Origin of the sequence: Photorhabdus asymbiotica (assembly GCF_003634575.1) — a bacterium.
Classification (GTDB): domain Bacteria; phylum Pseudomonadota; class Gammaproteobacteria; order Enterobacterales; family Enterobacteriaceae; genus Photorhabdus; species Photorhabdus asymbiotica.
In genome coordinates, this window is record NZ_RBLJ01000005.1 from 56,383 (window position 1) to 81,805 (window position 25,423).

Sequence of the window (25,423 nt, forward strand, 5' to 3'; positions counted from 1 at the left end):
CAGAGCCAATCAAAAAACGACAGGAGAATAACTGATGAAATCAATGCATATCTTACCTATCTCACTAACAGTTATGGCTGGATTACTGTCCATGCAGGCATCAGCCGTAGAATTCCACGGTTACGCCCGCTCTGGTATTGGTTGGACTGGCAGCGGCGGTGAACAACAGTGTTTCCAAAGCACTGGTGCGCAGAGCAAATACCGTTTAGGTAATGAATGTGAAACCTACGCTGAACTTAAGCTAGGTCAAGAGCTATGGAAGGACGGCAATAAAAGTTTCTATTTCGATACCAACGTGGCTTATTCCGTAGCGCAACAAAATGACTGGGAATCTACCGACCCTGCTTTCCGCGAGGTAAATGTTCAAGCGAAGAACATCATCGATTGGTTACCGGGTTCAACGTTGTGGGCAGGTAAACGCTTCTACCAACGCCATGACGTGCATATGATCGATTTCTACTATTGGGATATTTCTGGTCCGGGCGCTGGTCTGCAAGATATTGATCTCGGCTTTAGCAAGCTCTCTCTGGCCGTCACCCGCAATACCGAATCTGGCGGTTCCCATGGCTGGATTGCTGGTCAACGCAATCAAATACCCACCTCCAATGATGTCTACGATATACGCCTATCCGGCCTGGAAGTTAATCCAGGTGGTAATCTGGAGCTTGGTTTTGACTATGGGCGCGCCAATGCGCGAGACCACTACCACCTTGACCGTCATGCGTCCAAAGATGGCTTCATGTTTACCGCCGAGCATACACAGAGCATGTTAGGAGGCTTTAACAAATTTGTCGTTCAATATGCCACCGATTCTATGACCTCCCACAATAGCGGTCATTCCGAAGGTGCCAGCGTAAACAATGACGGCCATATGTTACGTATCCTCAATCACGGAGCCGTTAATCTCGCAGAAAAATGGGATTTGATGTACGTCGCGATGTATCAGGATACTGACCGTGACAATAACAACGGTAATACATGGTATACGGTTGGTGTGCGTCCAATGTATAAGTGGACACCGACGATGAGCACCTTAATGGATATTGGTTACGATAATGTAAAGTCCCAGCGTACCAATGACACCAACGATCAATACAAAATCACATTAGCCCAACAATGGCAGGCTGGTGATAGCATCTGGTCCCGTCCAGCTATCCGCTTATTCGCCACCTATGCAAAATGGGATGAAAAATGGGGTTATGCAAATAAAAACAAAGGTTACACCAATGGCGTAGCCTACCGTGATACATCAATGCATAAATTCAGCCGTGGCAACGATGATGAATTTACCTTTGGCGTGCAATTCGAAGCCTGGTGGTAATGCCGTTAAACTTTGAATTTAAGATAAGTAGAGTTATTTAGCCACTAACTAGCGCTTGGACTGATACACATTTTGCCCGTGAGTGTCAGTCTCTTTTTTTCAACCGGACAAAGGTAAAAAATGAAAATCAAACTGCTCTCATTTTGTCTTAGCACCTTACTCTGTAGTGCAATTCCTCTGATTGGGTACGCCACACCTATCACCACAACAAATAAAGCAACTACAGCAGCCCTGGATGCCATTGCACCTTACCTATCAACAACAGCGCTGCAAAAACTGAATTGGCAACCAGTTAACACCAACGATACACAGACCATCACCCTCAATGCCACATCCCAACAACTCAATGAAGGTGATATCCAAGGGCCAATAGCTGCATTCGCGCTGCCGGCAAACCGGGGTTCATTGGATATTGCACTAAGCAGCTTAGTGAAAGATAAACAAGTTTATGTGCCAAACGTTTTAGTGTTTGATCAAGAATTACGCCCTGCTGCATTTTACCCAAGTAGTTATTTTCCATATGAACGCCCAGGAGTCATGTCCACAGATCGGCTAGAGGGCACGTTAAAATTGACGCCAGCGTTAGGACAACAGCAAATTTATGTACTGGTCTATACCACACGTACCGATTTGCAGAAATCCACACAAATGATTGATCCAGCTAAAGCTTATGCTCAAGGAGTCGGTAATGCTGTTCCCGCTATTCCAGATCCCGTAGCCCACCATACGCAAACAGGTACGTTGAAGCTGAAAGTGAGATCAGAACAAAACGCCGGCAACATTACGATTGGTCAAGTCTTCTCAACTCCGGCACAACAACCCACTATTGTCGGGCCAACACAAACCACCGTAACACCATCTACTCCGCAAAAAGTTAAACCAGTCCTGAGTGATACAGAACGTTATTTCAGTGATGCAATTAAAAAAGAAATCAGTAAAGGCAACATTGATAAGGCACTCAAACTATTAGATGAAGCGGAACGCCTTGGATCTTCAACTGCACGAGAAACGTTTATCAACAGTATCAAAAATAAGGGATAAAACATTTTACAAAACAAATGCTCTCCGAAAAGGAGGGCATCAGGTTTAACGCTTATAATATTTTCCGACCCGGGATACTTATGACTGAAGTGATAAAGCTTTAGTGATCCTTAACAGGAAATTATTTTCGTAAAGAAAGGCAATAGAATTTTTTATTGCATGATGATCTCTTATTTTGCTTCCATCAATAATAAGTTGTAATTTTTTAGACAACTCAAGAATATTACCTGATTTATAAAGTTCACCATTTAAACTATTGATGATATCGTTCGGGCCACATTTACAATCTGAACTTATACAATAGATACCATAGGATATTGCTTCCGCTAATACCATACCAAAACCTTCATATTTTGATGTTAAAATAACAGCTGATACTTCTTTTATATTATCCATAACAAATTCCCACGGCTGCTCTTTCCAACCGTGCCAAATAATATTGTTATTTATATTAAGTTGTGAAGATAATTCTTTTAAAGAATCCACATCCTCACCAGAACCTAGCATATGTAATTCCCAATCACCATGTAACTGTGCAAGAGCTAAAAATAGTTCAGTTAAATTTTTCGACTTATAAGCAAGAATTCTTCCAACATATAAAAATTTAGCTATATGTTTTGGTTGAGGAATTATCAAGGAGTTCATCTTGATAGGATTGAAAATAAGATGAAGCTTATCCATTTTTATCCCAAAGGATAACATTTGATCTCTTAAACCAGAACTGATTACAAGGTGCTCGTCAGCACAACATAAATCTTTAATTTTCTGTGGGGTAGGATTCCTAATGGAGGTATGCAGCCAAGAATAAGTTCTTAGCGGAAGATTGATTTTTTCACAAGAAAGTCGAGCAATATTGCAAGATGTAGTATCTAAACTTATTAGAATTTCTGGTTGGAATCTTTTTAATATCAAAGACAATTCATATGTAATATCTTGACGAGATTCGTCACTGTTTGACGCTAAGGCGATATGCTTAGCATTAGATAACCAAGCACGATTTTCAATTTTGTTTTTCTTATTTAAGGATATGAAAAAAAAATTAATTCCAATGTTGCCTCGGTCAATCAAATTCATTAAATTTGAACATACTGTTTCTACCCCACCATATCCATTCAGGAAAAGATCATGGTATATTATAAATATTTTTTTCATTATTAATCCTTTACTTAATTAACCAAAAACGCTCTTGAGTTTTAGCTTTATTAATAGAGTGATGATATTTTCTCAATGAGATTAAAAGATTTAATTTATTATCAAATAGAGGCTCTAATTGAGATTCATAAAAAAGAATATTTTGCATCTTTTCTTTTAAATTAATATCCACCAATATAGCATGCTTATCAAATTTGTTATTTCTTAATAAAGCGCTTTCTAAATTATCGGGATGAATAATAGGATATTTCCCTAAAACATAGGGAAAATCTTCATACAGTAATATTTTAAACTTACGTGGACCTTTTATGTTATATACCAGATTGTTTATTATGATATGGTCTACATGTCGACCTATTCCCAAAGGAGCATATATATAATCAGGTTGATAATTTAACAATGTTTTATTAATGAGATCTTCGGCCATATCAGATGCATTGTCTGATTTATGTATCTGACCACTATAAATCATGACGGAATTTTTATACATAGGTTCACTATATTGATCGGTTCTGTAAATACAATCTAAAATTTTACCATGTATTGGAATCGCTGATAATTTATTGCAAAAAGCGATATCCTCATTAGCTCGCTTTGAATAAAATTTTATAAATGAATTCATATTATCATTATGTTCAGAATGTAAGTAATGAGATATAAGATTCTCGTCATATTCAGTAAAAAATGTTAAAACAACCACCTTTTGATTTTCTGAAACTAATTTATGTATTAAACCGCCAGCACTTAAAGCCACATCATCTAAATGGGGTGATAAAAATAGATGTATCATTTTAAATCTCCATGAAAATGCTGTTATACCTGTTATCTTTCAAGTTGCCTCTTTGTTGGCTGCACTCACTCACCCCGGTCACATAGTTATCTATGCTCCCGGGGATTCGCTCCCTGTCCGTCTCGATGCATCTTGAAATCTATTGGGTATATATTTTATTTCCATGAGTACAATATAAATAGCGGCGAGATCAATGCGTATCCCATCCCTGTTTTTTATAAAATCTGAGTTGTCAATGTTTGGTTTTTCTTGAAATTGAACTCTTTCATCATTGGCATAAAACTCTTTCATTATATCAAACCAGCCAGCATGGATTCTTTTTGCTGCAATTTCTATTATATTGTCATTGTGTCCTAATATTGTTATTAAATCAGAAAAAATAGCATCATTTGTAGAAAGCAGGATCTCATAATTAAAATTATCAGATATGATATTATCGTCGTATAAATAAATATCTTTTATTACTTCTGATATAATACTCAAGTCACTCTTTATTAACCTTTTTTCAAACTTCTTTTCTTTTTCAGTGAATGCTTGATAAGGTTTTAAGAAATTAATTTGCAAGTTGTACTCAACTTCAAGTTTTGTTATTGAGTCTTGCATAGCGGTCTTATTATCGACTAAATATTTTGCACACCATAGGTCGTGTATACAAGAGGCAAGAATATCTAAATTGCCATCCTGTTCCAAGAACGAACATATTTCATAAAATAATTTTATTTGCAAATTATTTAACTGGGAATTTAAAGATCTACCATCGGGATTAAAGATAAATGAAGCTTGCTTTAATCTTCTTTGAATCTCTTTAGTTAAGTATATTGAATTTAAATTAATTTTTCCATCTAGCAATTTTTTATTATTTTCTTTACTCATAATCTCTCTCCTTTCTTTTGTTCATTAATCTTATTTCCGTTGATGAAATATCTAACCGAAACAAATTTTCTGGAATAGATTCAAATAAAAACCGGTGTTCATTTTTAATATTTACCAAATCATGAATTGTATGATATTTATTATTAAAAAAACGTCCAGCTACCAGAAATCTGCAATCATTATTCTTAATTGTCATCAGAGATTTTTTTAATCCTTCTTCACCTCCATAATAAATAGGGTTATTAATTTCTTGACATAAATCAGCTCCAATTACGAAAATTGCTCCCTGATAAATATACGATTTTTCAGTAAAAAATTTAGCGTCGCTTAAAATTATATCACCTTTCCCTTTGAATTGTCTTATCCTTTCAAAAATTTCATCGGTTGAAATTGTAAGTTTTACCGCATTCTTGATTGACAGTTCATAATAGGGTTTTCTTTTAGTCATCGCTGTGGCAATTTCTTTTAATTGTTCATGGCCTTTATGAAGTGGATTAAAAGAACCAGATAAAATTAAAGTATCTTTCCAGTCTATGTTAGTATTATTAAAGTCTCCATTTCCATCAATATGTATACAATTCAACTTACCATTAATTAAATCAATTAGATAACGCTCATTCTTATTAGGCATATTAATATATATTCTCAGATGCTATTGTTGTTAATTAAATGTATATCACTTCCTTATGAATTTACATATTTCTGAATTTCTATCATTGTATTATTCACCAATGGTAATTAATGACACATTTTCATTCTCTTGAAATAAATATTAAATTGATTTCTCTGGAATTCAATTAGCCATTTGTCAGTAGTAACTTCTTGTGTTTTAACATTAAGACCTCAGCTTTAAATATCTTACTTGCAGTTTTATTTATCACTAAATTGCCTAAATTATCTGAATCACTCTCATTAATTATAAGTATTTCCTGCATAATTTTCCTCAGTGATTTCAAGTAAGGCCAATTTTATTTTTAAAATATCTTCCATTGTATGCGACGTATCAAGGCTAACCCTAACCGCACCATCAGGATAAGTTCCAAATTTTTTATGGGCTAATGGTGCACATTGCAATCCAGGACGGGTAATAATATTATATTTATTTTCTAGTATATAAGAAACTTCTCCGGGATGATAACCTTCTACAGTAAAAAGAATTGTTGGCAATCCGATTTTATGTTTACAGATTAATTTGATCTTCTTTAATTGTGATAGTTCATCGATAAGATTTATTCGCAGAGTTTGTAGTTGATTTTGAATGTTTTTTATCCCGATTTTTTTTAAACGCCTTATGGACGCCAGCAATGAAAGTATGCCAATCGTATTTTGTGTTCCTGATTCATACTTGTATGGTATTCCAGTTGGTTGTGTTGTTAATCTTGATAATACACCTGTCCCACCCTGAATTAATTCATTATGAGAAAATCCATTATCAAGAATAAAATATCCCCCAATACCTGATACCCCTCCTAAGCTTTTATGCCCGCTGAAAACAAGATAATCAATATTACCTTTCGACAAATCAATTGCTTGTGAACCAAAAGATTGTGAGCCATCGACTAAAACCATCGCACCATATAGATGTGCCAATTTCCCTATTTCATCTATATTACAAAATGTACCAATCGTATTGGAGCAACTATGAACCACTAATAGTTTAGTTTTCTTATCCTTTAATAAAAATTCCAAATGCGACATATCAATTTCACCATCTGTCACATCGATCAATTGACTACTTACCCCAATATCTTTTAAATGTTCTATAGGTCTAAGTACTGAATTATGCTCTAAATGGGTAGTAATGACATTATCACCCGGCTTAAGTGTACCTTTTATACATTCGTTAAGTGAGTACGTTGCTCCTGAGTTAAAAATGACTGTTCCATGGCCATTTAGCCCAATCTGTTCAATGAATTCATACCTACACTCTTCAATAAGTTCCGTAACCTTTTTAGATTGTTGCGATAAAGATCGCCCTGGAGTTACGCCAAGAGTATCTAAATACATATTTATTATGTCTTTGACTTCTTGTGACTTTGGCCACGAGGTAGAAGCTACATCTGCATATAACATTCTTCAATCTCCATATGATTCTTAATATATAATTTGAATTTTTTAGCCGTCGCATCCATCTCATTTATTCCTTCATTAACTCTCCAATCCGATCTTTCTGGCACATTTAAACTATTTGCTAATACTGTTCTTATCATTCCTCTCTCAATAAAATCCGATTCACCTATCGTAAAAATATATTTATTACCACTATCTTCAACGTAGATATAGGGACCCACCTCACCAAATATCTTAAGTTCATCCAATGAGTCTATTGTATGGATTTTAAATTGATTCTTTAATTTATTATGAAGATCAATCGCGGTAGGGAAACAACATAAATGCGCATGATAACAGTACTTTTGATTTGGGTCCATGACGATACAGCCACCAGCTCGTCCATTTTCATAGCAAAGAGGATTGCTTATATTGTAATATTCGCGATAAAAATCATTTATTATATTCTTAAATTTTTTCAGCTCTTTTATTGCTTCTTCATCGTATATTTCTGCAAAGCACCGGTATCCTCCTAAATCATTTTCACATTTATTGGTGGCAATTATTATATAGCCTTCAATTATCTGGCCTTTAGGTACGAACACATAGAAATATTTTCCTTGTAAAAGTATTTTATCTTTTTCAAAGGAAGATTCTGGGTGACAAAAAATACATCCCATTTTTAACTCCTTTATCGTTTGTCAATTCTACTGATAAATATATTTTCATGAAATAAATTGAAATCTTCTTCGGTATGCCAGGCAATCATCATGCTAAATTTATTTATAATGCTATGTTTATTCAATCTACTTTGTAGTTCAGAATAAATAGGATTTGGTAAGATTATTCTGCATTTTTCCCTAATAGCAAGACAAGAATCAACTACAGATATAATTGTATCGGAAGCAGTGTTTGATAAACCTATTACCTCTACCGTGGTATCATCAAAACCTAATATCGCCAATTCTTTCCCAACCGTTAACAGCTTAATATCCCTGTAGTGAGGACACTGCTTTGAGTAAGCAATCCAATTATTATTTACTTCCCTGCCGAAAAAATTGATTTTATTAATATTATCTATTTCATTGAAATCTCTCAGGTCTACATCGATTTTAGTACATCCTTCTACGACTATTTCTGTAAAATCAAAAACGTCCACTCTGCTACATAGGTATTTTTCGAAAATCTTTGCATAACATTTGATCTTTCTCTCATCTGAGTAACAAACCGTCGCATCTACATCATTACTATGTGTTTGTTTAGCACTTTCTATTATCAAAGTTCGTGATTTTATACTTTCATCTATGCCAAAATCACTAAGCATATTAATGGATACTCGTCTATGTTTAAGACTAAACTCACACTTTCTTGTTATAAGAATTGATAAATATATATCGTTTCTTTTATACAGAAATGCTTTTATCTCACTAGAAAGATTATATTTCTTTTCTTCCATATTTTTCCAAATAAAATAATACAAGCTGCCTACATCACGCTTATAAAAATTATTTATTAGGATATAATTCTCTTCCGTTATATCTTCATATTTCAGGTTTATTCCACTCTCCATTATTTTGCCCCACTACTTATATTGGCGACAATTTCTTTTCATTTTCAGTTTATATTCATTTCCTAGTATATGAACCACGAAATATTGTATTTTATGACCTGTATCATGATTTAAAGACCCAACAGGAAAAAAACTGCGATTATTTATCCTGAAAAATTAAATTGAAATCTGCTCTAATCATGCAAGAACACAGGTAAAAATAGGTGATCTAAAAGAATAATCTTTCATAAATTCTATATGATGGGACTTTAAATAAAATAATTATATTGACCAGACCCTTGAATTAAATACGATGAGCTATTTCTGCATACAGAATAATATCCCTTACATAGCCAAGGTGATTTTGCCGGTACCAAATTTATATACCCAATAGATTTCGAGTTGCAGCGCAGCGGCAAGTGAATGAATCCCCAGGAGCATAGATAACTATGTGACTGGGGTGAGTGAATGCAGCCAACAAAGCAGCAACTTGAAGGATGAAGGGTATAGAATACTTAATCATCAGTGTATACCCTATGGATTTCAAGATGCATCGCGACGGCAAGGGAGTGAATCCCCGGGAGCATAGCAAACTATGTGACCGGGGTGAGCGAGTGCAGCCAACAAAGAGGCAACTTGAAAGATAACGGGTATATATTCCGATGAGCATAAGCGATGCTTGATAAGTCTGACACGAACCTCCGCAAGCAGAAACGACGATTTTCGCCACTTTGAGTTCGTCGATACCCTGCGGAGGGAACTGGATATTAAATAGAAAGACGTTCAAGTAGATGAATATTCTTATTCTTCGGTGCTCATTGTACTATCCCTATCTATGAAATGATGACTTTAGTTAGTTCAGTCACTTTGTCGATGATATCTTGAGGCGCTTTCTCAATAAATTTGACCTGACGATCCGAAAAATCTAAGGATTTTACCTGATGAATAAGAATTGCCCCTTGGATAGATAACTCTTCGGGTAAGACCACTTCTAACTTCATTCCCCTCACTGTACTGGTGATTGGGGCCACAACAGCAAATCCAGTATGTTCGTTAAACATTTTACGAGAGATCACGAACGCAGGGCGGCGCTTCATGATTTCCTTTCCCGCGCTCGGATCAAAGTCTAATGAAACAATGTCTCCTTTGTCTGGTACGTACATCAAATCACTTCCTTGCCAACAGGATTAACGTCGATCCATTCTCTATCCTCGTCTGTTACCGTGAAACATTCTTTAGGACTTCCGGCTAACAGTGATTCCAGCGTCAACTCTTCTTCGATTGGTGTGAGCACAATTTTGTTATCCTGAATTGATAAATCTAACTTTGAACCAGTATGCAGGCTAAGTGCTTTCACAATAGCCTTTGGAAGGCTAACAATATTAGCGCCGCCAGATTGGCGAATGACAACAGCAGTCATGTCTATCTCTCCTTTTTTTACGTTATACTAGAGTATAACAACACATTTGTGTTTTACAGACATAAAACTCTCTTGAAAAGATAAACTCGTTTGGCTGTGACTGTTCCCTGCCCGACTGAACATGAAGATTCCCACTTCATTGGCTGTCGCTCATGCTTGATAAGTCCGACACGAACCTCAATGGGCAGAAACGACGAGCTCCGCCACTTTTACTGAGGCAATGCCATAATATTTAAGGGTCATTATCAGGCTGTTCGATTTTAGCAACAGTTGGTTGTTTGATCCCAAGCACAGTTGCTAGCTCAGTTAGTGAAACATCACGGACTTTGCGGATCTGATAAAGATCTATTTCCCGCTTCCTTTCACCAACTTTTTTAGCAATCCTACGGTGGCTTTCAGGGCTGCGTTTTTCAAGCAATTCATCAAGTGTGGCCATATTCAGTTTTCCAAGATAGGTTGGAAATTAATTCACACGATTATTTTACCTACTGCTTTTACAAGAATTTCATTAATAGAGTCAAAGTATGAAAGGAAGGGTTAGTCATGCCCCTAACCCCATAGCACAGAGAATTACAACGTAATTTGTGGGTTCTGGATACCACAGGCTTGCGCATAGCGCACTAATGTTTCTATACTAGCTTTTGTCACATTATTTTCCATTTTCGTCACCGTTGGCGGCGTAACCCCCATTCTTTCCGCGACTTGCGAGCGAGTAAGTCCAGCAAACTTACGCCACTCTGCAAGTGTTTCTTGCAATCTTTCTTTACGTTCTTCAGCTTCATAAGCGGCTTTAAATTCAGAGTCTTTCATCATTTCTGCCAGAATCTCTGAATGTGTCTTATACTTCTTCATGTTTCATTTCCTCCAGTCTGCGAAATGCTAAAGCCATCTCACTTTGTTTGATTTTTTGTGTTTTCTTTATATAAACTCGCAGCATATATATTTGTTTTCCTGTCTGATACACCCATAATCCGCGTGCTATATCTCCCCCCATTGTTCGAATTTCGTAAAGACCATTTCCTAAATGTTTTGTGTCTGATTCACGTAGTAAGCGAGGATCTTTTTCCAGCTTTCCAATCAACCTTATAAGTTTTACCCCTACTTTTGCTGGCAAAGACTTAATTTCTTGTTCAGCCTCATCATGATATTTAACTATAAACACTCTTATTTCCTCCTAATGCAAAAAAATTAATCCAAAGGATAATTTTCATCAAGAGGAAAATTGCATTTTAATGAAATATTACTTCTGTTTTGCTTTGTGCCGGTAATAAGACTGGAGATGAGAAACGATTTTATGAAACGATGATTCCGATTGCTGACCATGGCCAAACGATTGTGAGGAACAAAATCTTCAAGTGAACTCTTTTCGGAAAGAAAAATTTAAGGAGAGGATTTTTAACGAGGCAACAAGCTCCATTTTGTGAACGGAACTCGATTAAAACAGAGCACCAAGTCAAAAATTAGCAGGTTATCAACAAGTTGAAATGCCCTCCAAAAAAGGAGGGCATTTAATTAACTAGCGTGTTCTAAGAATTACTTCTTATCGCTACCAAAACCAGCATTTAATAGTTCTGCCAGGTTCGCAGTTGCTTCATCTACACTGACCTGCGGTGCTTCGGAAGCTTCGTTCAACTGACGACGACGCATACGATCCCGATGATAAGCATAACCAGTACCAGCTGGAATCAAACGACCTACGATGACGTTCTCTTTCAAACCACGCAGCTCATCACGTTTACCAGCAACCGCAGCTTCAGTCAGTACGCGGGTCGTTTCCTGGAACGATGCCGCAGAGATGAAGGATTCAGTTGCCAGAGACGCTTTAGTAATACCCAACAGATCACGGCCATAAGTTGCAGGGACTTTACCCTCCTGTTCCAGCTTACGGTTTGCCACTTTAACGCGGGCATATTCAACCTGTTCGCCTTCCAGGAACTCGGAACTACCTGCACTTTCAATGGTTGCTTTACGCAGCATCTGACGAACGATAACCTCAATGTGTTTATCGTTAATCTTAACCCCTTGCAGGCGGTAAACTTCCTGAACTTCATTGGTGATGTAACGGGTAACCGCATGAACACCACGCAGGCGCAAAATATCGTGTGGAGATTCAGGACCATCAGAGATCACGTCACCACGTTCAACCACTTCGCCCTCGAACACGTTGAGCTGACGCCATTTAGGAATCATCTCTTCGTAAGCATCACCACCATCCAATGGGGAGATAACCAAACGGCGTTTGCCCTTGGTTTCTTTACCAAAGGAGACAATACCACTAACTTCAGCCAGAATAGCAGGCTCTTTCGGACGACGTGCTTCGAACAAGTCAGCAACACGCGGCAGACCACCGGTAATATCTTTCGTACCGCCGGATTCCTGAGGAATACGTGCTAACGTGTCACCAGCCGAGATGCTGACGCCATCGTCCAATTGAACAATTGCTTTACCTGGCAGGAAGTATTGAGCAGGCATATCAGTACCTGGGATCAATACATCATCACCATTGGCATTAACAATTTTCAGTGCCGGACGCAAGTCTTTACCACTACCAGTACGCTCTGCACTATCCAGAACAACCAATGAAGACAGGCCTGTCAGTTCATCAGTCTGACGAGTAATAGTCTGACCATCTATCATGTCAGCAAAACGGATGATACCGGATACTTCACTGACAACTGGCATGGTATGTGGGTCCCAGTTAGCAACGGTTTCGCCACCGTTAACTGCCTCACCATCACCCTTACCGAGTACCGCACCATAAGGTACTTTATAACTTTCTTTAGTACGGCCAAATTCGTCAATCAGACACAGTTCAGTGTTACGGGAAGTAATCACCAGCTTGCCTGCGGAGTTCATCACGGATTTAGCATTAAACAGTTTCAAGCTACCTTTGTTACGAACTTGAATACTGGATTCGGCTGCTGCACGAGATGCCGCACCACCGATGTGGAATGTACGCATCGTCAACTGTGTACCCGGCTCACCGATGGACTGAGCCGCAATAACACCAACAGCTTCACCTTTATTGATGATGTGTCCGCGAGCAAGGTCACGACCATAACAGTTTGCACAAACACCAAAGTCAGTTTCACAACTTACAACAGAACGTACTTTAATGCTGTCAACGGAGCTCTCTTCTAACAGATCACACCATTTCTCATTCAGCAAAGTGTTACGTGGCACCAGAATGTCAGCCGTACCTGGTTTCAGAACATCTTCCGCCGTCACACGACCCAATACACGCTCACGTAGTGGCTCTTTAACATCACCACCTTCAATGACCGGCGTCATCAGAATACCGTCGTGAGTACCACAGTCGTCTTCTGTAACAACCAAATCCTGTGCCACGTCAACCAGACGACGAGTCAGATAACCGGAGTTCGCTGTTTTCAGTGCGGTATCCGCAAGCCCTTTACGAGCACCGTGGGTTGAGATGAAGTACTGGAGTACGTTCAAACCTTCGCGGAAGTTTGCTGTGATTGGGGTTTCGATGATGGAACCGTCTGGTTTAGCCATCAAACCACGCATACCCGCCAACTGACGGATCTGAGCGGCAGAACCACGCGCACCGGAGTCAGCCATCATAAAGATGCTGTTGAAAGAAACTTGTTGTTCCTCTTCACCGTCACGGTTAATCACAGTCTCGGTTGACAGGTTTTCCATCATTGCCTTAGCAACACGCTCGTTTGCTGCGGCCCAGATATCGATAACCTTGTTATAACGTTCACCGGCTGTCACCAGACCAGACTGGAACTGTTCCTGAATTTCAGCAACTTCCGCTTCCGCTTCTGCAATGATCCCCGCTTTTTTCTCTGGGATAACCATGTCGTCGATACCAACCGATGCACCTGAGCGTGCAGCGTAGGCAAAGCCGGTATACATGATTTGGTCAGCGAAGATAACGGTTGGTTTCAGACCCATCACACGGTAACAGGTGTTCAACATCTTGGAGATAGCTTTTTTACCCAATGGCTGGTTAACCAGTGAGTAAGGCAGGCCTCTTGGTACAATCATCCACAGGATTGCACGACCAATGGTCGTATCAACCAGACCAGTGCTGGTAGTGATATTACCTTCACCGTCTTTCACTTCTTCCGTGATACGGACTTTGACACGGGCATGCAAAGAAGCCAGACCTGCACGATATACGCGTTCAGCTTCTTTAGGGCCAGTCAAGACCATGCCTTCGCCTTTCGCGTTAACACAGTCACGAGTCATGTAGTACAGACCCAAAACAACGTCCTGGGATGGAACGATGATTGGCTCACCACTCGCTGGAGACAGGATGTTGTTGGTAGACATCATCAGCGCACGCGCTTCTAACTGGGCTTCCAGTGTCAGCGGTACGTGAACAGCCATCTGGTCACCGTCGAAGTCGGCGTTATAGGCCGCACACACCAGTGGGTGCAATTGAATCGCTTTACCTTCGATCAGAACCGGTTCGAATGCCTGAATACCCAAACGGTGAAGTGTCGGTGCACGGTTCAGTAGAACCGGGTGTTCACGAATAACTTCATCTAGGATATCCCAAACAACCGCTTCTTCACGTTCAACCATCTTCTTGGCTGCTTTAATGGTGGTCGCTAAACCACGCAATTCCAGCTTGCCGTAGATAAATGGCTTGAACAGCTCCAGTGCCATCTTTTTCGGCAGACCACACTGATGCAGACGCAGGTAAGGACCTACGGTGATAACAGAACGACCGGAATAGTCAACACGTTTACCTAACAGGTTCTGACGGAAACGACCCTGTTTACCCTTGATCATATCTGCCAGGGATTTCAGAGGACGCTTGTTAGAACCAGTAATTGCACGACCACGACGACCGTTATCCAGCAAGGCATCTACCGCTTCCTGCAACATACGTTTTTCGTTGCGAACAATGATATCCGGCGCTGCCAGATCCAGCAGGCGTTTCAAGCGGTTGTTACGGTTAATAACACGACGATAGAGATCGTTCAGATCCGAAGTGGCAAAACGGCCGCCATCCAGTGGAACCAGTGGACGTAAATCCGGCGGCAGAACTGGCAGAACCGTCAGCACCATCCATTCTGGTTTGTTGCCAGACTGAATAAAGGCTTCCAACAGTTTAATACGTTTGGTCAGCTTTTTACGTTTAGTTTCAGAGTTAGTTTCATTTAACTCTTCACGCAGCGTTTCACACTCATTTTCCAAATCGAGATTTTTCAGCAAAGACTGGATAGCTTCTGCGCCCATCTTCGCATCGAATTCATCACCAAACTCTTCCAGCGCATCCAAGTATTGCTCTTCTGTTAGGATCTGACTGCGTTCCAAGCTGGTCATACCGCCTTCTACCACCACATAGGATTCGAAGTACAGTACACGCTCAATATCACGCAGCGGCATATCCAGCAACAAACCGATGCGAGATGGCAATGATTTCAGGAACCAAATGTGTGCAGTCGGAGAAGCCAGTTCAATGTGACCCATACGCTCACGACGAACTTTAGTTTGGGTAACTTCTACACCACACTTCTCACAAATTACACCACGGTGTTTCAAGCGCTTATATTTACCACACAAGCACTCATAGTCTTTTACCGGTCCGAAAATACGGGCGCAGAAAAGGCCGTCACGCTCAGGTTTGAACGTGCGGTAGTTAATAGTTTCCGGCTTTTTCACTTCACCAAACGACCACGAACGGATCATATCTGGTGAGGCCAGAGCAATTTTGATCGCATCAAACTCTTCGGTCTTAGTTTGCGCTTTCAGAAACTTCAATAAGTCTTTCACGAAATGGCTCCTGTCGGAGTTAGACCTGTCAGGAGAGCGACCCATGTCACTCCCCCCTATAACCAGTGCAACCACTGGCTGGTAAACTGCCCGTCATATCCATTCAGGGCAGTACCAGCGGGAATACGATTTACTCGTCTTCCAGCTCGATGTTGATACCCAGAGAGCGGATCTCTTTCAACAATACGTTAAAGGATTCCGGCATACCTGGTTCCATCTGGTGGTTGCCATCCACGATGTTTTTATACATCTTGGTACGGCCGTTAACATCGTCGGACTTGACGGTGAGCATCTCCTGCAAGGTGTATGCAGCACCATATGCTTCCAATGCCCACACCTCCATCTCACCGAAGCGTTGACCACCGAACTGCGCTTTACCACCCAGCGGTTGCTGGGTAACCAAGCTATACGAACCGGTTGAACGAGCGTGCATCTTGTCATCCACCAAGTGATTCAGTTTCAACATATACATGTAACCAACGGTAACCTGACGTTCGAATTGTTCACCGGTACGACCATCAAACAGAGTAATCTGACCAGAAGTTGGTAAGTCACCCAGTTTTAGCAGCTCTTTAATTTCTTTCTCTTTCGCACCGTCAAACACCGGTGTCGCAATTGGCATGCCTTTTTTCAGGTTTTCTGCCAGACGAAGAACTTCTTCATCAGAGAAAGTGTTCAGATCAACTTTCTGACGGGTTTCATCACCCAAGTCATAAGCTTTCTGGATAAATTCACGCAGTTTGGCAACTTCCTGCTGTTGTTTCAGCATTGCATTGATCTTGTCACCAATACCTTTCGCAGCCATGCCCAAGTGAGTTTCCAGGATCTGACCAATGTTCATACGTGATGGTACGCCCAGTGGGTTCAGTACGATATCTACCGGAGTGCCGTTTTCATCGTAAGGCATATCTTCGATCGGGTTGATCTTGGAGATAACACCCTTGTTACCATGGCGACCTGCCATCTTATCACCAGGCTGAATTTGACGTTTAACCGCCAGATAAACTTTAACGATTTTCAGTACGCCAGGTGCCAGATCATCGCCCTGAGTGATCTTACGACGTTTAGCATCCAGTTTTTTCTCGAACTCAGCTTTCAGTTCGTCATACTGTTCAGCCAACTGTTCTAACTGATTCTGTTTCTCTTCATCAGCCAGCCCCAGTTCCAACCAACGCTCACGAGGTAGTTTGTCAAGTTTTTCAGCTTCTATACCACCAGAAACCAGTACAGAACGGATACGCGCGAACAACCCTGCTTCAAAAATTTGCAACTCTTCTGTCAGGTCTTTCTTAGCCTGACGCAATTGCATCTCTTCAATTTCCAGAGCACGCTTATCTTTTTCTACTCCGTCACGGGTAAATACCTGTACGTCGATAACCGTACCGGATACGCCATTTGGTACGCGCAGAGAAGAGTCTTTAACATCAGACGCTTTCTCACCGAAGATAGCACGCAGTAGTTTTTCTTCTGGTGTCAGTTGGGTTTCACCTTTAGGTGTCACTTTACCAACCAGAATGTCGCCGCCGGTCACTTCTGCACCAATATAAACAATACCGGATTCATCCAATTTGGAGAGTGCAGCTTCACCCACGTTAGGGATGTCAGCGGTGATCTCTTCAGGCCCTAATTTGGTATCACGAGATACACAAGCCAATTCCTGAATATGAATGGTTGTAAAGCGATCTTCCTGAACAACACGCTCAGAAACTAAGATAGAGTCCTCGAAGTTATAACCATTCCATGGCATGAACGCCACGCGCATGTTCTGACCCAGTGCCAACTCACCCAAATCAGTGGATGGCCCATCAGCCAGTACATCACCGCGTTCTACTGGTTCAGCCAAAGAAACACACGGCATTTGGTTAATACAGGTGTTCTGGTTAGAACGGGTGTATTTAGTCAGGTTATAGATATCAATACCTGCTTCACCCGGATACATTTCATCTTCGTTTACTTTGATAACGATACGAGATGCATCAACGTACTGAACCACACCACCGCGTTTAGCTACAGAAGTTACCCCTGAGTCAACCGCTACCGCCCGTTCCATGCCTGTACCAACCAACGGCTTATCAGCACGCAGAGTAGGAACAGCCTGACGTTGCATGTTTGCACCCATCAATGCACGGTTTGCGTCATCATGTTCTAGGAATGGGATCAAGGAAGCACCAACCGAAACCACTTGCTGGGTAGAAACGTCCATATATTCAACTTGTTCACGGTTGAATAAGCTAGATTCACCAAAGTTACGGCAAGTTATCAGATCTTCAACAAAGTGGCCTTCATCATCTAATACGGTGTTTGCCTGCGCGATAACGAAGTTACCTTCTTCAATCGCAGACAGATAATGAATTTCATCAGTTACAACGCCGTCACGAACCAAACGGTATGGGGTTTCAAGGAAACCATACTCGTTAGTCTGTGCATAAACCGACAATGAGTTAATCAGGCCGATGTTCGGACCTTCCGGGGTTTCGATTGGACATACACGGCCATAGTGAGTTGGATGTACGTCACGCACTTCGAAGCCCGCACGCTCACGAGTCAAACCACCTGGGCCCAACGCAGAAATACGGCGTTTGTGGGTAATTTCAGAAAGCGGGTTGTTTTGGTCCATAAACTGAGACAGCTGGCTAGAACCAAAGAATTCTTTCACTGCGGCTGAAATCGGCTTAGCGTTGATCATGTCCTGAGGCATCAGAGTATCCAAATCACCCAGAGACAGACGCTCTTTAACTGCGCGCTCAACACGTACCAAACCAACACGGAACTGGTTTTCTGCCATTTCCCCAACGGAACGGATACGACGGTTACCTAAGTGGTCAATATCGTCGACTTCACCTTTACCATTACGGATATCAATGAGTTTTTTCATGACATCAATAATGTCATCTTTACTCAGAATACCAGAGCCTTCAACTTCTTCCCGGCTCAGTGAACGGTTGAACTTCATACGACCAACCGCAGAAAGATCATAGCGATCTTCTGAGAAGAACAGATTTTCAAACAGATTTTCTGCCGCTTCACGGGTTGGCGGCTCGCCAGGACGCATCATGCGATAAATCTCAACCAAAGCACTCAAGCGGTCATTGGTTGGATCAACACGTAGTGTCTCGGAAATATACGCACCATGATCTAAGTCGTTGGTGAACAAGGTTTCGATAGATTTGTGACCAGCCTGACTCAAACGTGCCAGCAGATCCAAAGAGAGTTCCATGTTAGCAGCACAGATAATTTCACCTGTATTGACATCAATGTAGTCTCTTGCAACAACTTTACCCGCGATGTATTCAACAGGAACCTCAATACGGTTCACGTCGTCTTTTTCTAACTGGCGGATATGACGTGCGGTAATACGACGGCCTTTTTCAACATAAACCTTGCCGTTTGCTTCAATATCAAAAGAAGCAGTTTCACCGCGCAAACGTTCTGGTACCAGCGTCATTTGCAGCCTGTTGTCACGAATTTCGAAAATCGTTTTACTGAAGAACAGATTCAAGATCTCTTCAGTGCTGTAATCCATTGCACGCAGAATAATAGTTGCCGGCAATTTACGACGGCGGTCAATACGTACAAATAGGTTATCTTTTGGATCAAATTCGAAATCTAACCAGGAACCACGGTAAGGGATAATGCGTGCGTTATACAGCACCTTACCGGATGAGTGTGTTTTACCCTTATCGCTATCAAAGAATACACCAGGACTACGATGTAACTGGGAAACAATAACCCTTTCAGTACCGTTGATAACAAAAGTACCATTGTCAGTCATGAGTGGAATTTCACCCATGTAGACTTCTTGTTCTTTAATGTCTTTGACCGTGCCTTCCGGTGCTTCACGTTCATAGATAACCAGACGCAATTTAACGCGCAGAGGTGCAGAATAAGTTACACCGCGAATCTGGCACTCTTTAACATCAAACACTGGCTCACCAAGACGGTAGCTCACGTATTGCAGCTCCGAACTGCCGCTGTAGCTCTGAATTGGGAATACAGAACGGAATGCTGCTTCTAAACCATTCTGGCCTTCTGGATCTTGCTCGATAAACTTCTGGAACGAGTCAAGTTGGATAGAAAGGAGATAAGGTACGTCCAACACTTGGGGACGCTTACCAAAATCCTTACGAATACGTTTTTTCTCGGTATAGGAGTAAACCATAGGGTTCCTCAGCTCGCTGATCAGTGACCCACTCTGCCCGCCCTAAAGGACAGATCTTTACGACACTATTTTTTCGAACAGAAAATTGAATTATTTTCCGTAATACTCATTACTATTACTCTTAAATCATTTCATTGCGTTACCTTACTACCGAGCTACCCGAGTGGATCGTAGCTGAGAACGCAGTATATTAAGTCGTCAATAGGAAAAAGTATTTGGGGTTAATTAGTAGCCAAATAGTGGAAATGCTAATAATACCCTACAGCGCAAAAAGGCTGGTGACCAAAAAATCACCAGCCGTCAGCCTCTAAAGTCAGGCTGCTAACTTAAAACTGAACTTACTTGATCTCAACAGAAGCGCCTGCTTCTTCCAGAGATTTTTTCAGTGCTTCAGCGTCATCTTTGCTGATAGCTTCTTTCAGTACAGCCGGAGCGCTCTCAACCAGATCTTTTGCTTCTTTCAGACCCAGGCCAGTTGCTCCACGTACTGCTTTGATAACAGCAACTTTGTTACCGCCAATAGCGGACAGAACAACGTCAAACTCGGTTTTTTCTTCAACAGCTTCAGCCGCACCAGCAACAACAGCTACCGCTGCCGCAGCAGAAACGCCGAATTTCTCTTCCATTGCAGTGATCAGCTCAACAACATCCATAACGGACATTGTGGCAACTGTGTCCAGAATTTGTTCTTTAGTGATAGACATAACAAGTGTTCCTAAAATTCAGAAATAATTTATACGTTAAAAAGCACGAGAGGGGCCTGGCAATTAAGCCGCCTCTCTCTTCTCGCGTAATGCAGCCAGAGTACGAACCAGTTTGCCTGCAACGGCTTCTTTCATGGTTGACATCAGGCGTGCGATTGCTTCTTCGTAAGTTGGGAGTGTTGCCAAACGGTCAATATTGGCCGCAGAGATAAACTCACCTTCAAAGGCTGCTGCTTTAATCTCGAATGCTGGATTCGCTTTCGCGAACTCTTTGAACAAACGAGCAGCGGCGCCCGGATGTTCGTTAGAGAAAGCAATCAAGGTTGGACCAATAAACGCTTCTTTCAGGCACTCATAAGCAGTACCTTCAACCGCACGGCGGATCAGTGTGTTACGCACAACACGGATGTAAACGCCAGCTTCGCGACCTGCTTTACGCAGTTCAGTCATTTTATCTACGGCAACGCCACGGGAATCCGCAACAACCGCAGACAGCGCGCCTTTGGCTACTTCGCTGACTTCAGCAACAATCGCTTGTTTGTCTTGAAGATTTAGTGCCATTAGCTTCTTGCTCCTGGATTAACCGGGAAAAACCCGGAACTCACATCACTCATAACACCTCAAAAGTGCTTGAGCTCTAAAACACGGTGAGCAGAATCCAGAAATGAATTTCATTTGGCTCTGTCACCGTCTACGCAGGAATATTAAGTAATCAATTACACCTGCGGTCTTGGACGGGGCTTGGATTAGGCCAAGCTCCAACCGAAAATTTTTTGTTCAACTAATAAATAATCTACCAGCTAAACATAAGGCGCCAAATTTTAGACAAATCTGACGCCAAGGTAAAGCAATAATCACATTCAGCTAAAATTAAGCTGAAGCGGTCAGACCAGATTGGTCAATTGCTACACCTGCGCCCATAGTCGTGGACAGGCTAACTTTCTTAATGTAAACACCTTTAGCAGAAGATGGTTTGGCTTTTTTCAGCGCAACCAGCAAAGCTTCCAGGTTTTCTTTCAGTTTGTCAGCGTCGAAGTCAACTTTACCAATGGTAGTATGGATAATACCGTTTTTGTCATTACGGTAACGAACCTGGCCTGCTTTAGCATTCTGAACAGCTTCAGCGACATTAGGCGTTACAGTTCCCACTTTAGGGTTTGGCATCAAACCACGTGGACCCAAAACTTGGCCCAACTGGCCAACAACGCGCATCGCATCTGGAGATGCGATAACAACGTCAAAGTTCATTTCGCCTTTTTTAATCTGCTCAGCCAGGTCTTCCATACCTACCAGCTCAGCACCAGCCGCCTTAGCAGCTTCAGCGTTTGCACCCTGGGTAAATACAGCGACGCGAACAGAACGGCCTGTACCATGAGGCAATACAGTTGCACCACGAACGTTTTGATCAGATTTACGCGCGTCGATGCCGAGGTTAACAGCAACGTCAACACTTTCTACGAATTTAGCAGTAGCCAATTCTTTCAGAAGAGCAACGGCTTCGTTAATGTCATACTGCTTAGTTGAATCCACTTTTTCGCGGATTGTGCGCATGCGCTTGGTCAGTTTAGCCATCGATTAACCCTCCACTACCAGGCCCATGGAACGAGCAGTACCTTCGATTGAACGCATCATTGCGTCAACGCTAGCACCAGTCATATCCGCAGCTTTAGTTTCAGCAATTTCACGAATCTGAGCGCTGGTTACTTTACCAACTTTATCTTTGTTCGGTTTGCCAGAACCAGATTTAATACCCGCTGCTTTTTTCAGCAGAACAGCTGCCGGTGGGGTTTTAGTTACGAAAGTGAAAGAACGATCAGAATAAACTGTGATCACAACAGGAATTGGCAGACCTTTTTCAATGCTATCAGTTTTAGCATTGAACGCCTTACAGAATTCCATGATGTTAACACCCTGCTGACCCAGAGCAGGACCTACTGGAGGGCTTGGGTTAGCCATACCAGCCGCAACCTGCAGCTTGACATAGGCTTGTACTTTCTTAGCCATTGATAATTTCCTCTATGTGGGTGATATCGCCTATTTAAAAGGCTCCCCTGTTATTTCAGCCCCGCCTTTTCAGGCCAAGCCACTAAAAACAAAAGGCGCGGAATTGTATATTGATTTCCCGCCTATTACAAGCCAGAGAAGATACAGCTAAAAATTAAACTTTCTCTACCTGACTGAAATCCAGCTCAACCGGTGTCGCGCGACCAAAGATAGAAACCGATACTTTCAGGCGGCTCTTCTCGTAATCAACTTCTTCCACAACACCATTGAAGTCTGCGAATGGGCCATCGCTGACACGAACCATTTCGCCTGGCTCGAACAATGTTTTTGGCCGTGGTTTATCACCAACCTGCTGAAGACGATTCATAATCGCATCAACTTCTTTATCGCTGATTGGTGCCGGACGGTCAGATGTGCCACCGATAAAGCCCATGACACGTGGTACGCTGCGAACAAGATGCCATGTCGCATCGTTCATAATCATTTGTACCAGCACATATCCAGGGAAGAATTTACGTTCACTCTTGCGACGCTGGCCGCTACGAATCTCAACAACTTCCTCTGTTGGCACCATCACTTCGCCAAAAGAATCTTCCATATCATGCAATTTGATATGTTCACGTAAAGATTGTGCAACACGACCTTCAAACCCGGAGAATGCCTGTATGACATACCAACGTTTTTTTGGGGAATCTGACATTTAGAACCTCAGGCCTGTAATAAATGAAACTAAACGCACCAGGATACCGTCAAGACCCCAGAGGATCAAAGACATCAATGCAGTGACTGCCGCAACAATCAAAGTCGTGTGCAGCGCTTCCTGGCGAGTTGGCCAAATGACTTTGCGCATTTCAATGCGGGCTTCACGAGCGAAAGCCAATGTGGTTTTACCTTTTGCAGTCCAAAGCGCAGCCGCTCCCGCAAGAGCAACAATAACAACAACTGCTATCGCACGCAGAGGAAGACTATACTCTCGATAAAGGTAGTTCCCAACAATAGCAACCGTCAATAAAACTGCTACTAATAGCCATTTCACTACCTCAAGACTGCGCCTGCTCCCTTGAGCATCGGTATTCGCACTCATAAACCAACCTGTAACTATGATTTAATATAGATAGCCAGCTTGCCTCGCAAGAGCAAAACAAATCAGACCGAACCAAAAAATTTGAGTGATTGTATCTGACTTGGCACCATAATTCAGTATGGCATTACATATCTGAGAGATATATAGCCAATTCGTTGCATCAGAGCCTATCTCACCAATGATTAAAAACAACCATTGATGAGATAGGTTCTTTATAAAACAACGTGCAAAAAGGGCATCTGTTGATGCCCTTTTAGAGTAATCACATCAAAAATTATGCGATAACTTTAGCAACAACACCAGCACCCACTGTACGGCCACCTTCACGGATAGCGAAACGCAGACCTTGATCCATTGCGATTGGCGCAATCAGGGTCACTTTCATCTGAATGTTATCACCTGGCATTACCATTTCTACGCCTTCTGGCAGTTCAATGGTTCCTGTCACGTCAGTTGTACGGAAGTAGAACTGTGGACGGTAGCCTTTGAAGAATGGCGTATGACGGCCACCTTCATCTTTGCTCAGAATATAAACTTCTGATTCAAATGTGGTGTGTGGCTTGATTGAACCGGGTTTTGCCAGTACCTGGCCACGTTCGATTTCGTCACGTTTTGTACCTCGCAGCAGAACACCAACGTTCTCACCTGCACGACCTTCGTCCAGCAGTTTGCGGAACATTTCTACACCCGTACAAGTGGTCTTCGCCGTATCTTTGATACCCACGATCTCAACTTCTTCACCCACTTTAACGATACCGCGCTCCACACGACCGGTCACCACGGTACCACGGCCTGAGATAGAGAATACGTCTTCGATTGGCAGCAGGAATGGCTGGTCAACTGCACGCTCTGGTTCTGGGATGTAGCTGTCCAGCGCTTCGGCCAGCTCAAGGATTTTATCTTCCCACTCTGCCTCACCTTCCAGTGCTTTCAGCGCAGAACCACGGATAACTGGGGTATCATCGCCTGGGAAATCGTACTGAGACAGCAGCTCACGCACTTCCATCTCAACCAGTTCCAGCAGCTCTTCGTCGTCTACCATGTCACATTTGTTCAGGAATACGATGATGTAAGGAACGCCTACCTGACGACCTAACAGGATGTGCTCACGAGTCTGTGGCATTGGACCATCAGTCGCCGCAACTACCAGGATCGCGCCGTCCATCTGAGCCGCACCGGTGATCATGTTTTTTACATAGTCAGCGTGGCCTGGGCAGTCAACGTGTGCATAGTGACGGCTTGGGGTATCGTATTCTACGTGAGAAGTAGAAATGGTGATACCACGCGCTTTTTCTTCTGGTGCGTTATCGATCTGGTCGAATGCACGAGCGTTACCACCGTATTTTTTTGCCAATACAGTAGTAATTGCAGCAGTCAGGGTAGTTTTACCATGGTCAACGTGGCCGATAGTACCAACGTTAACGTGCGGTTTTGTACGTTCAAATTTTTCTTTAGACACGACTCTATTCCTTAGTATCGCTCCCTCATTATTGGGAGGGAGCTGAATCTAGATATTAAACCCG

The 25,423-nt window shown here is 41.9% G+C and carries 24 protein-coding genes; 3 read left to right on the forward strand and 21 right to left on the reverse strand.

All coding sequences use genetic code 11. From position 1 onward, the window contains the following. The first annotated feature begins 34 nt into the window (after window positions 1-34). Both BDD30_RS19905 and malM read left to right on the forward strand, forming a co-directional pair. The gene (locus BDD30_RS19905) at window positions 35-1,321 is read left to right on the forward strand and encodes a maltoporin (protein ID WP_012776556.1); all 1,287 of its coding nucleotides are present in this window, start codon (window positions 35-37) and stop codon (window positions 1,319-1,321) included. 120 nt (window positions 1,322-1,441) lie between these two features. Further along, window positions 1,442-2,362, forward strand: coding sequence for a maltose operon protein MalM (gene malM, locus BDD30_RS19910; protein ID WP_012776555.1), 921 nt, complete (start codon window positions 1,442-1,444; stop codon window positions 2,360-2,362). A gap of 78 nt (window positions 2,363-2,440) precedes the next feature. On the opposite strand, the gene waaB is transcribed toward malM, so the two are convergent. From waaB to BDD30_RS19945, 7 genes are all read right to left on the reverse strand, one after another. Continuing rightward, a complete protein-coding gene (waaB, locus tag BDD30_RS19915) occupies window positions 2,441-3,514 on the reverse strand; it encodes a lipopolysaccharide 1,6-galactosyltransferase (RefSeq protein ID WP_012776554.1) in 1,074 nt (357 codons plus the stop codon). Window positions 3,515-3,524: 10 nt separating this feature from the next. After that, window positions 3,525-4,304, reverse strand: a complete 780-nt coding sequence (locus BDD30_RS19920; RefSeq protein WP_012776553.1) for a PIG-L family deacetylase — start codon at window positions 4,302-4,304, stop codon at window positions 3,525-3,527. A 90-nt stretch (window positions 4,305-4,394) separates the two neighbouring features. Further along, window positions 4,395-5,177: a hypothetical protein gene (locus BDD30_RS19925; protein ID WP_012776552.1), complete on the reverse strand. Its 783-nt coding sequence runs from the start codon at window positions 5,175-5,177 to the stop codon at window positions 4,395-4,397. Continuing rightward, window positions 5,170-5,808, reverse strand: a complete 639-nt coding sequence (locus BDD30_RS19930) for a nucleotidyl transferase family protein (RefSeq protein WP_012776551.1) — start codon at window positions 5,806-5,808, stop codon at window positions 5,170-5,172. Before BDD30_RS19930 ends, BDD30_RS19925 begins: the two co-directional genes overlap by 8 nt. 281 nt (window positions 5,809-6,089) lie before the next feature. Continuing rightward, a complete protein-coding gene (locus tag BDD30_RS19935; protein WP_012776550.1) occupies window positions 6,090-7,250 on the reverse strand; it encodes an aminotransferase class V-fold PLP-dependent enzyme in 1,161 nt (386 codons plus the stop codon). After that, entirely contained in the window at window positions 7,232-7,906 is a 675-nt protein-coding gene (locus tag BDD30_RS19940) for a hypothetical protein (protein ID WP_012776549.1), read from the reverse strand. Before BDD30_RS19940 ends, BDD30_RS19935 begins: the two co-directional genes overlap by 19 nt. Before the next feature lie 11 nt (window positions 7,907-7,917). After that, the gene (locus BDD30_RS19945; protein WP_012776548.1) at window positions 7,918-8,796 is read right to left on the reverse strand and encodes a hypothetical protein; all 879 of its coding nucleotides are present in this window, start codon (window positions 8,794-8,796) and stop codon (window positions 7,918-7,920) included. Between the two features lie 430 nt (window positions 8,797-9,226). On the opposite strand from BDD30_RS19945, the gene BDD30_RS19950 reads away from it, so the two are divergent. Continuing rightward, a complete protein-coding gene (locus tag BDD30_RS19950) occupies window positions 9,227-9,364 on the forward strand; it encodes a hypothetical protein (protein ID WP_211338303.1) in 138 nt (45 codons plus the stop codon). 244 nt (window positions 9,365-9,608) lie between these two features. Here BDD30_RS19950 and BDD30_RS19955 read toward each other — a convergent pair whose 3' ends face one another. The 14 genes from BDD30_RS19955 to tuf all read right to left on the reverse strand — a co-directional run bounded on the left by BDD30_RS19955 (window position 9,609) and on the right by tuf (window position 25,359). Continuing rightward, the gene (locus BDD30_RS19955) at window positions 9,609-9,938 is read right to left on the reverse strand and encodes a type II toxin-antitoxin system PemK/MazF family toxin (protein WP_012776546.1); all 330 of its coding nucleotides are present in this window, start codon (window positions 9,936-9,938) and stop codon (window positions 9,609-9,611) included. Then, a complete protein-coding gene (locus BDD30_RS19960) occupies window positions 9,938-10,195 on the reverse strand; it encodes an AbrB/MazE/SpoVT family DNA-binding domain-containing protein (RefSeq protein ID WP_012776545.1) in 258 nt (85 codons plus the stop codon). The genes BDD30_RS19955 and BDD30_RS19960 overlap by 1 nt, the downstream gene beginning before the upstream one ends. Before the next feature lie 232 nt (window positions 10,196-10,427). Continuing rightward, window positions 10,428-10,631: a helix-turn-helix domain-containing protein gene (locus tag BDD30_RS19965; RefSeq protein WP_012776544.1), complete on the reverse strand. Its 204-nt coding sequence runs from the start codon at window positions 10,629-10,631 to the stop codon at window positions 10,428-10,430. Between the two features lie 134 nt (window positions 10,632-10,765). Next, entirely contained in the window at window positions 10,766-11,047 is a 282-nt protein-coding gene (locus BDD30_RS19970) for a helix-turn-helix domain-containing protein (protein ID WP_012776543.1), read from the reverse strand. Beyond that, entirely contained in the window at window positions 11,034-11,357 is a 324-nt protein-coding gene (locus BDD30_RS19975) for a type II toxin-antitoxin system RelE/ParE family toxin (RefSeq protein ID WP_041381490.1), read from the reverse strand. Before BDD30_RS19975 ends, BDD30_RS19970 begins: the two co-directional genes overlap by 14 nt. Window positions 11,358-11,728: 371 nt before the next feature. Continuing rightward, the gene (rpoC, locus tag BDD30_RS19985) at window positions 11,729-15,949 is read right to left on the reverse strand and encodes a DNA-directed RNA polymerase subunit beta' (RefSeq protein ID WP_041381489.1); all 4,221 of its coding nucleotides are present in this window, start codon (window positions 15,947-15,949) and stop codon (window positions 11,729-11,731) included. A 130-nt stretch (window positions 15,950-16,079) separates the two neighbouring features. Next, window positions 16,080-20,108, reverse strand: a complete 4,029-nt coding sequence (rpoB, locus tag BDD30_RS19990) for a DNA-directed RNA polymerase subunit beta (protein WP_012776541.1) — start codon at window positions 20,106-20,108, stop codon at window positions 16,080-16,082. A 338-nt stretch (window positions 20,109-20,446) separates the two neighbouring features. Continuing rightward, on the reverse strand, window positions 20,447-20,812 hold the full coding sequence (rplL, locus tag BDD30_RS19995; protein ID WP_012776540.1) for a 50S ribosomal protein L7/L12: 366 nt from the start codon (window positions 20,810-20,812) through the stop codon (window positions 20,447-20,449). Between the two features lie 63 nt (window positions 20,813-20,875). Further along, a complete protein-coding gene (rplJ, locus tag BDD30_RS20000; RefSeq protein WP_012776539.1) occupies window positions 20,876-21,373 on the reverse strand; it encodes a 50S ribosomal protein L10 in 498 nt (165 codons plus the stop codon). Window positions 21,374-21,682: 309 nt separating this feature from the next. Beyond that, a complete protein-coding gene (rplA, locus tag BDD30_RS20005; protein WP_012776538.1) occupies window positions 21,683-22,384 on the reverse strand; it encodes a 50S ribosomal protein L1 in 702 nt (233 codons plus the stop codon). 3 nt (window positions 22,385-22,387) lie between these two features. Beyond that, window positions 22,388-22,816 (reverse strand): 50S ribosomal protein L11, encoded by a 429-nt coding sequence (gene rplK / locus BDD30_RS20010; protein WP_011144821.1) that lies wholly within the window; start codon window positions 22,814-22,816, stop codon window positions 22,388-22,390. A 154-nt stretch (window positions 22,817-22,970) separates the two neighbouring features. Beyond that, the gene (gene nusG, locus BDD30_RS20015) at window positions 22,971-23,516 is read right to left on the reverse strand and encodes a transcription termination/antitermination protein NusG (RefSeq protein WP_012776537.1); all 546 of its coding nucleotides are present in this window, start codon (window positions 23,514-23,516) and stop codon (window positions 22,971-22,973) included. Then, entirely contained in the window at window positions 23,517-23,900 is a 384-nt protein-coding gene (gene secE / locus BDD30_RS20020; protein WP_012776536.1) for a preprotein translocase subunit SecE, read from the reverse strand. It abuts the gene before it with no gap. A 274-nt stretch (window positions 23,901-24,174) separates the two neighbouring features. Further along, the gene (gene tuf / locus BDD30_RS20025; RefSeq protein ID WP_012776534.1) at window positions 24,175-25,359 is read right to left on the reverse strand and encodes an elongation factor Tu; all 1,185 of its coding nucleotides are present in this window, start codon (window positions 25,357-25,359) and stop codon (window positions 24,175-24,177) included. Between the last annotated feature and the right edge of the window lie 64 nt (window positions 25,360-25,423).

Coding starts and splice junctions, on each gene's coding strand:
- BDD30_RS19935 (WP_012776550.1), bottom strand. CDS start 7,250: ATGTTATATGCAGATGTAGCTTCTACCTCGTGGCCAAAGTCACAAGAA.
- rplJ (WP_012776539.1), bottom strand. CDS start 21,373: ATGGCACTAAATCTTCAAGACAAACAAGCGATTGTTGCTGAAGTCAGC.
- rplK (WP_011144821.1), bottom strand. CDS start 22,816: ATGGCTAAGAAAGTACAAGCCTATGTCAAGCTGCAGGTTGCGGCTGGT.
- BDD30_RS19905 (WP_012776556.1), top strand. CDS start 35: ATGAAATCAATGCATATCTTACCTATCTCACTAACAGTTATGGCTGGA.
- nusG (WP_012776537.1), bottom strand. CDS start 23,516: ATGTCAGATTCCCCAAAAAAACGTTGGTATGTCATACAGGCATTCTCC.
- rpoB (WP_012776541.1), bottom strand. CDS start 20,108: ATGGTTTACTCCTATACCGAGAAAAAACGTATTCGTAAGGATTTTGGT.
- BDD30_RS19945 (WP_012776548.1), bottom strand. CDS start 8,796: ATGGAGAGTGGAATAAACCTGAAATATGAAGATATAACGGAAGAGAAT.
- waaB (WP_012776554.1), bottom strand. CDS start 3,514: ATGAAAAAAATATTTATAATATACCATGATCTTTTCCTGAATGGATAT.
- BDD30_RS19970 (WP_012776543.1), bottom strand. CDS start 11,047: ATGAAGAAGTATAAGACACATTCAGAGATTCTGGCAGAAATGATGAAA.
- BDD30_RS19925 (WP_012776552.1), bottom strand. CDS start 5,177: ATGAGTAAAGAAAATAATAAAAAATTGCTAGATGGAAAAATTAATTTA.
- rplA (WP_012776538.1), bottom strand. CDS start 22,384: ATGGCTAAACTGACCAAGCGCATGCGCACAATCCGCGAAAAAGTGGAT.
- BDD30_RS19940 (WP_012776549.1), bottom strand. CDS start 7,906: ATGGGATGTATTTTTTGTCACCCAGAATCTTCCTTTGAAAAAGATAAA.
- BDD30_RS19920 (WP_012776553.1), bottom strand. CDS start 4,304: ATGATACATCTATTTTTATCACCCCATTTAGATGATGTGGCTTTAAGT.
- BDD30_RS19965 (WP_012776544.1), bottom strand. CDS start 10,631: ATGGCCACACTTGATGAATTGCTTGAAAAACGCAGCCCTGAAAGCCAC.
- secE (WP_012776536.1), bottom strand. CDS start 23,900: ATGAGTGCGAATACCGATGCTCAAGGGAGCAGGCGCAGTCTTGAGGTA.
- BDD30_RS19955 (WP_012776546.1), bottom strand. CDS start 9,938: ATGTACGTACCAGACAAAGGAGACATTGTTTCATTAGACTTTGATCCG.
- BDD30_RS19930 (WP_012776551.1), bottom strand. CDS start 5,808: ATGCCTAATAAGAATGAGCGTTATCTAATTGATTTAATTAATGGTAAG.
- malM (WP_012776555.1), top strand. CDS start 1,442: ATGAAAATCAAACTGCTCTCATTTTGTCTTAGCACCTTACTCTGTAGT.
- BDD30_RS19960 (WP_012776545.1), bottom strand. CDS start 10,195: ATGACTGCTGTTGTCATTCGCCAATCTGGCGGCGCTAATATTGTTAGC.
- rplL (WP_012776540.1), bottom strand. CDS start 20,812: ATGTCTATCACTAAAGAACAAATTCTGGACACAGTTGCCACAATGTCC.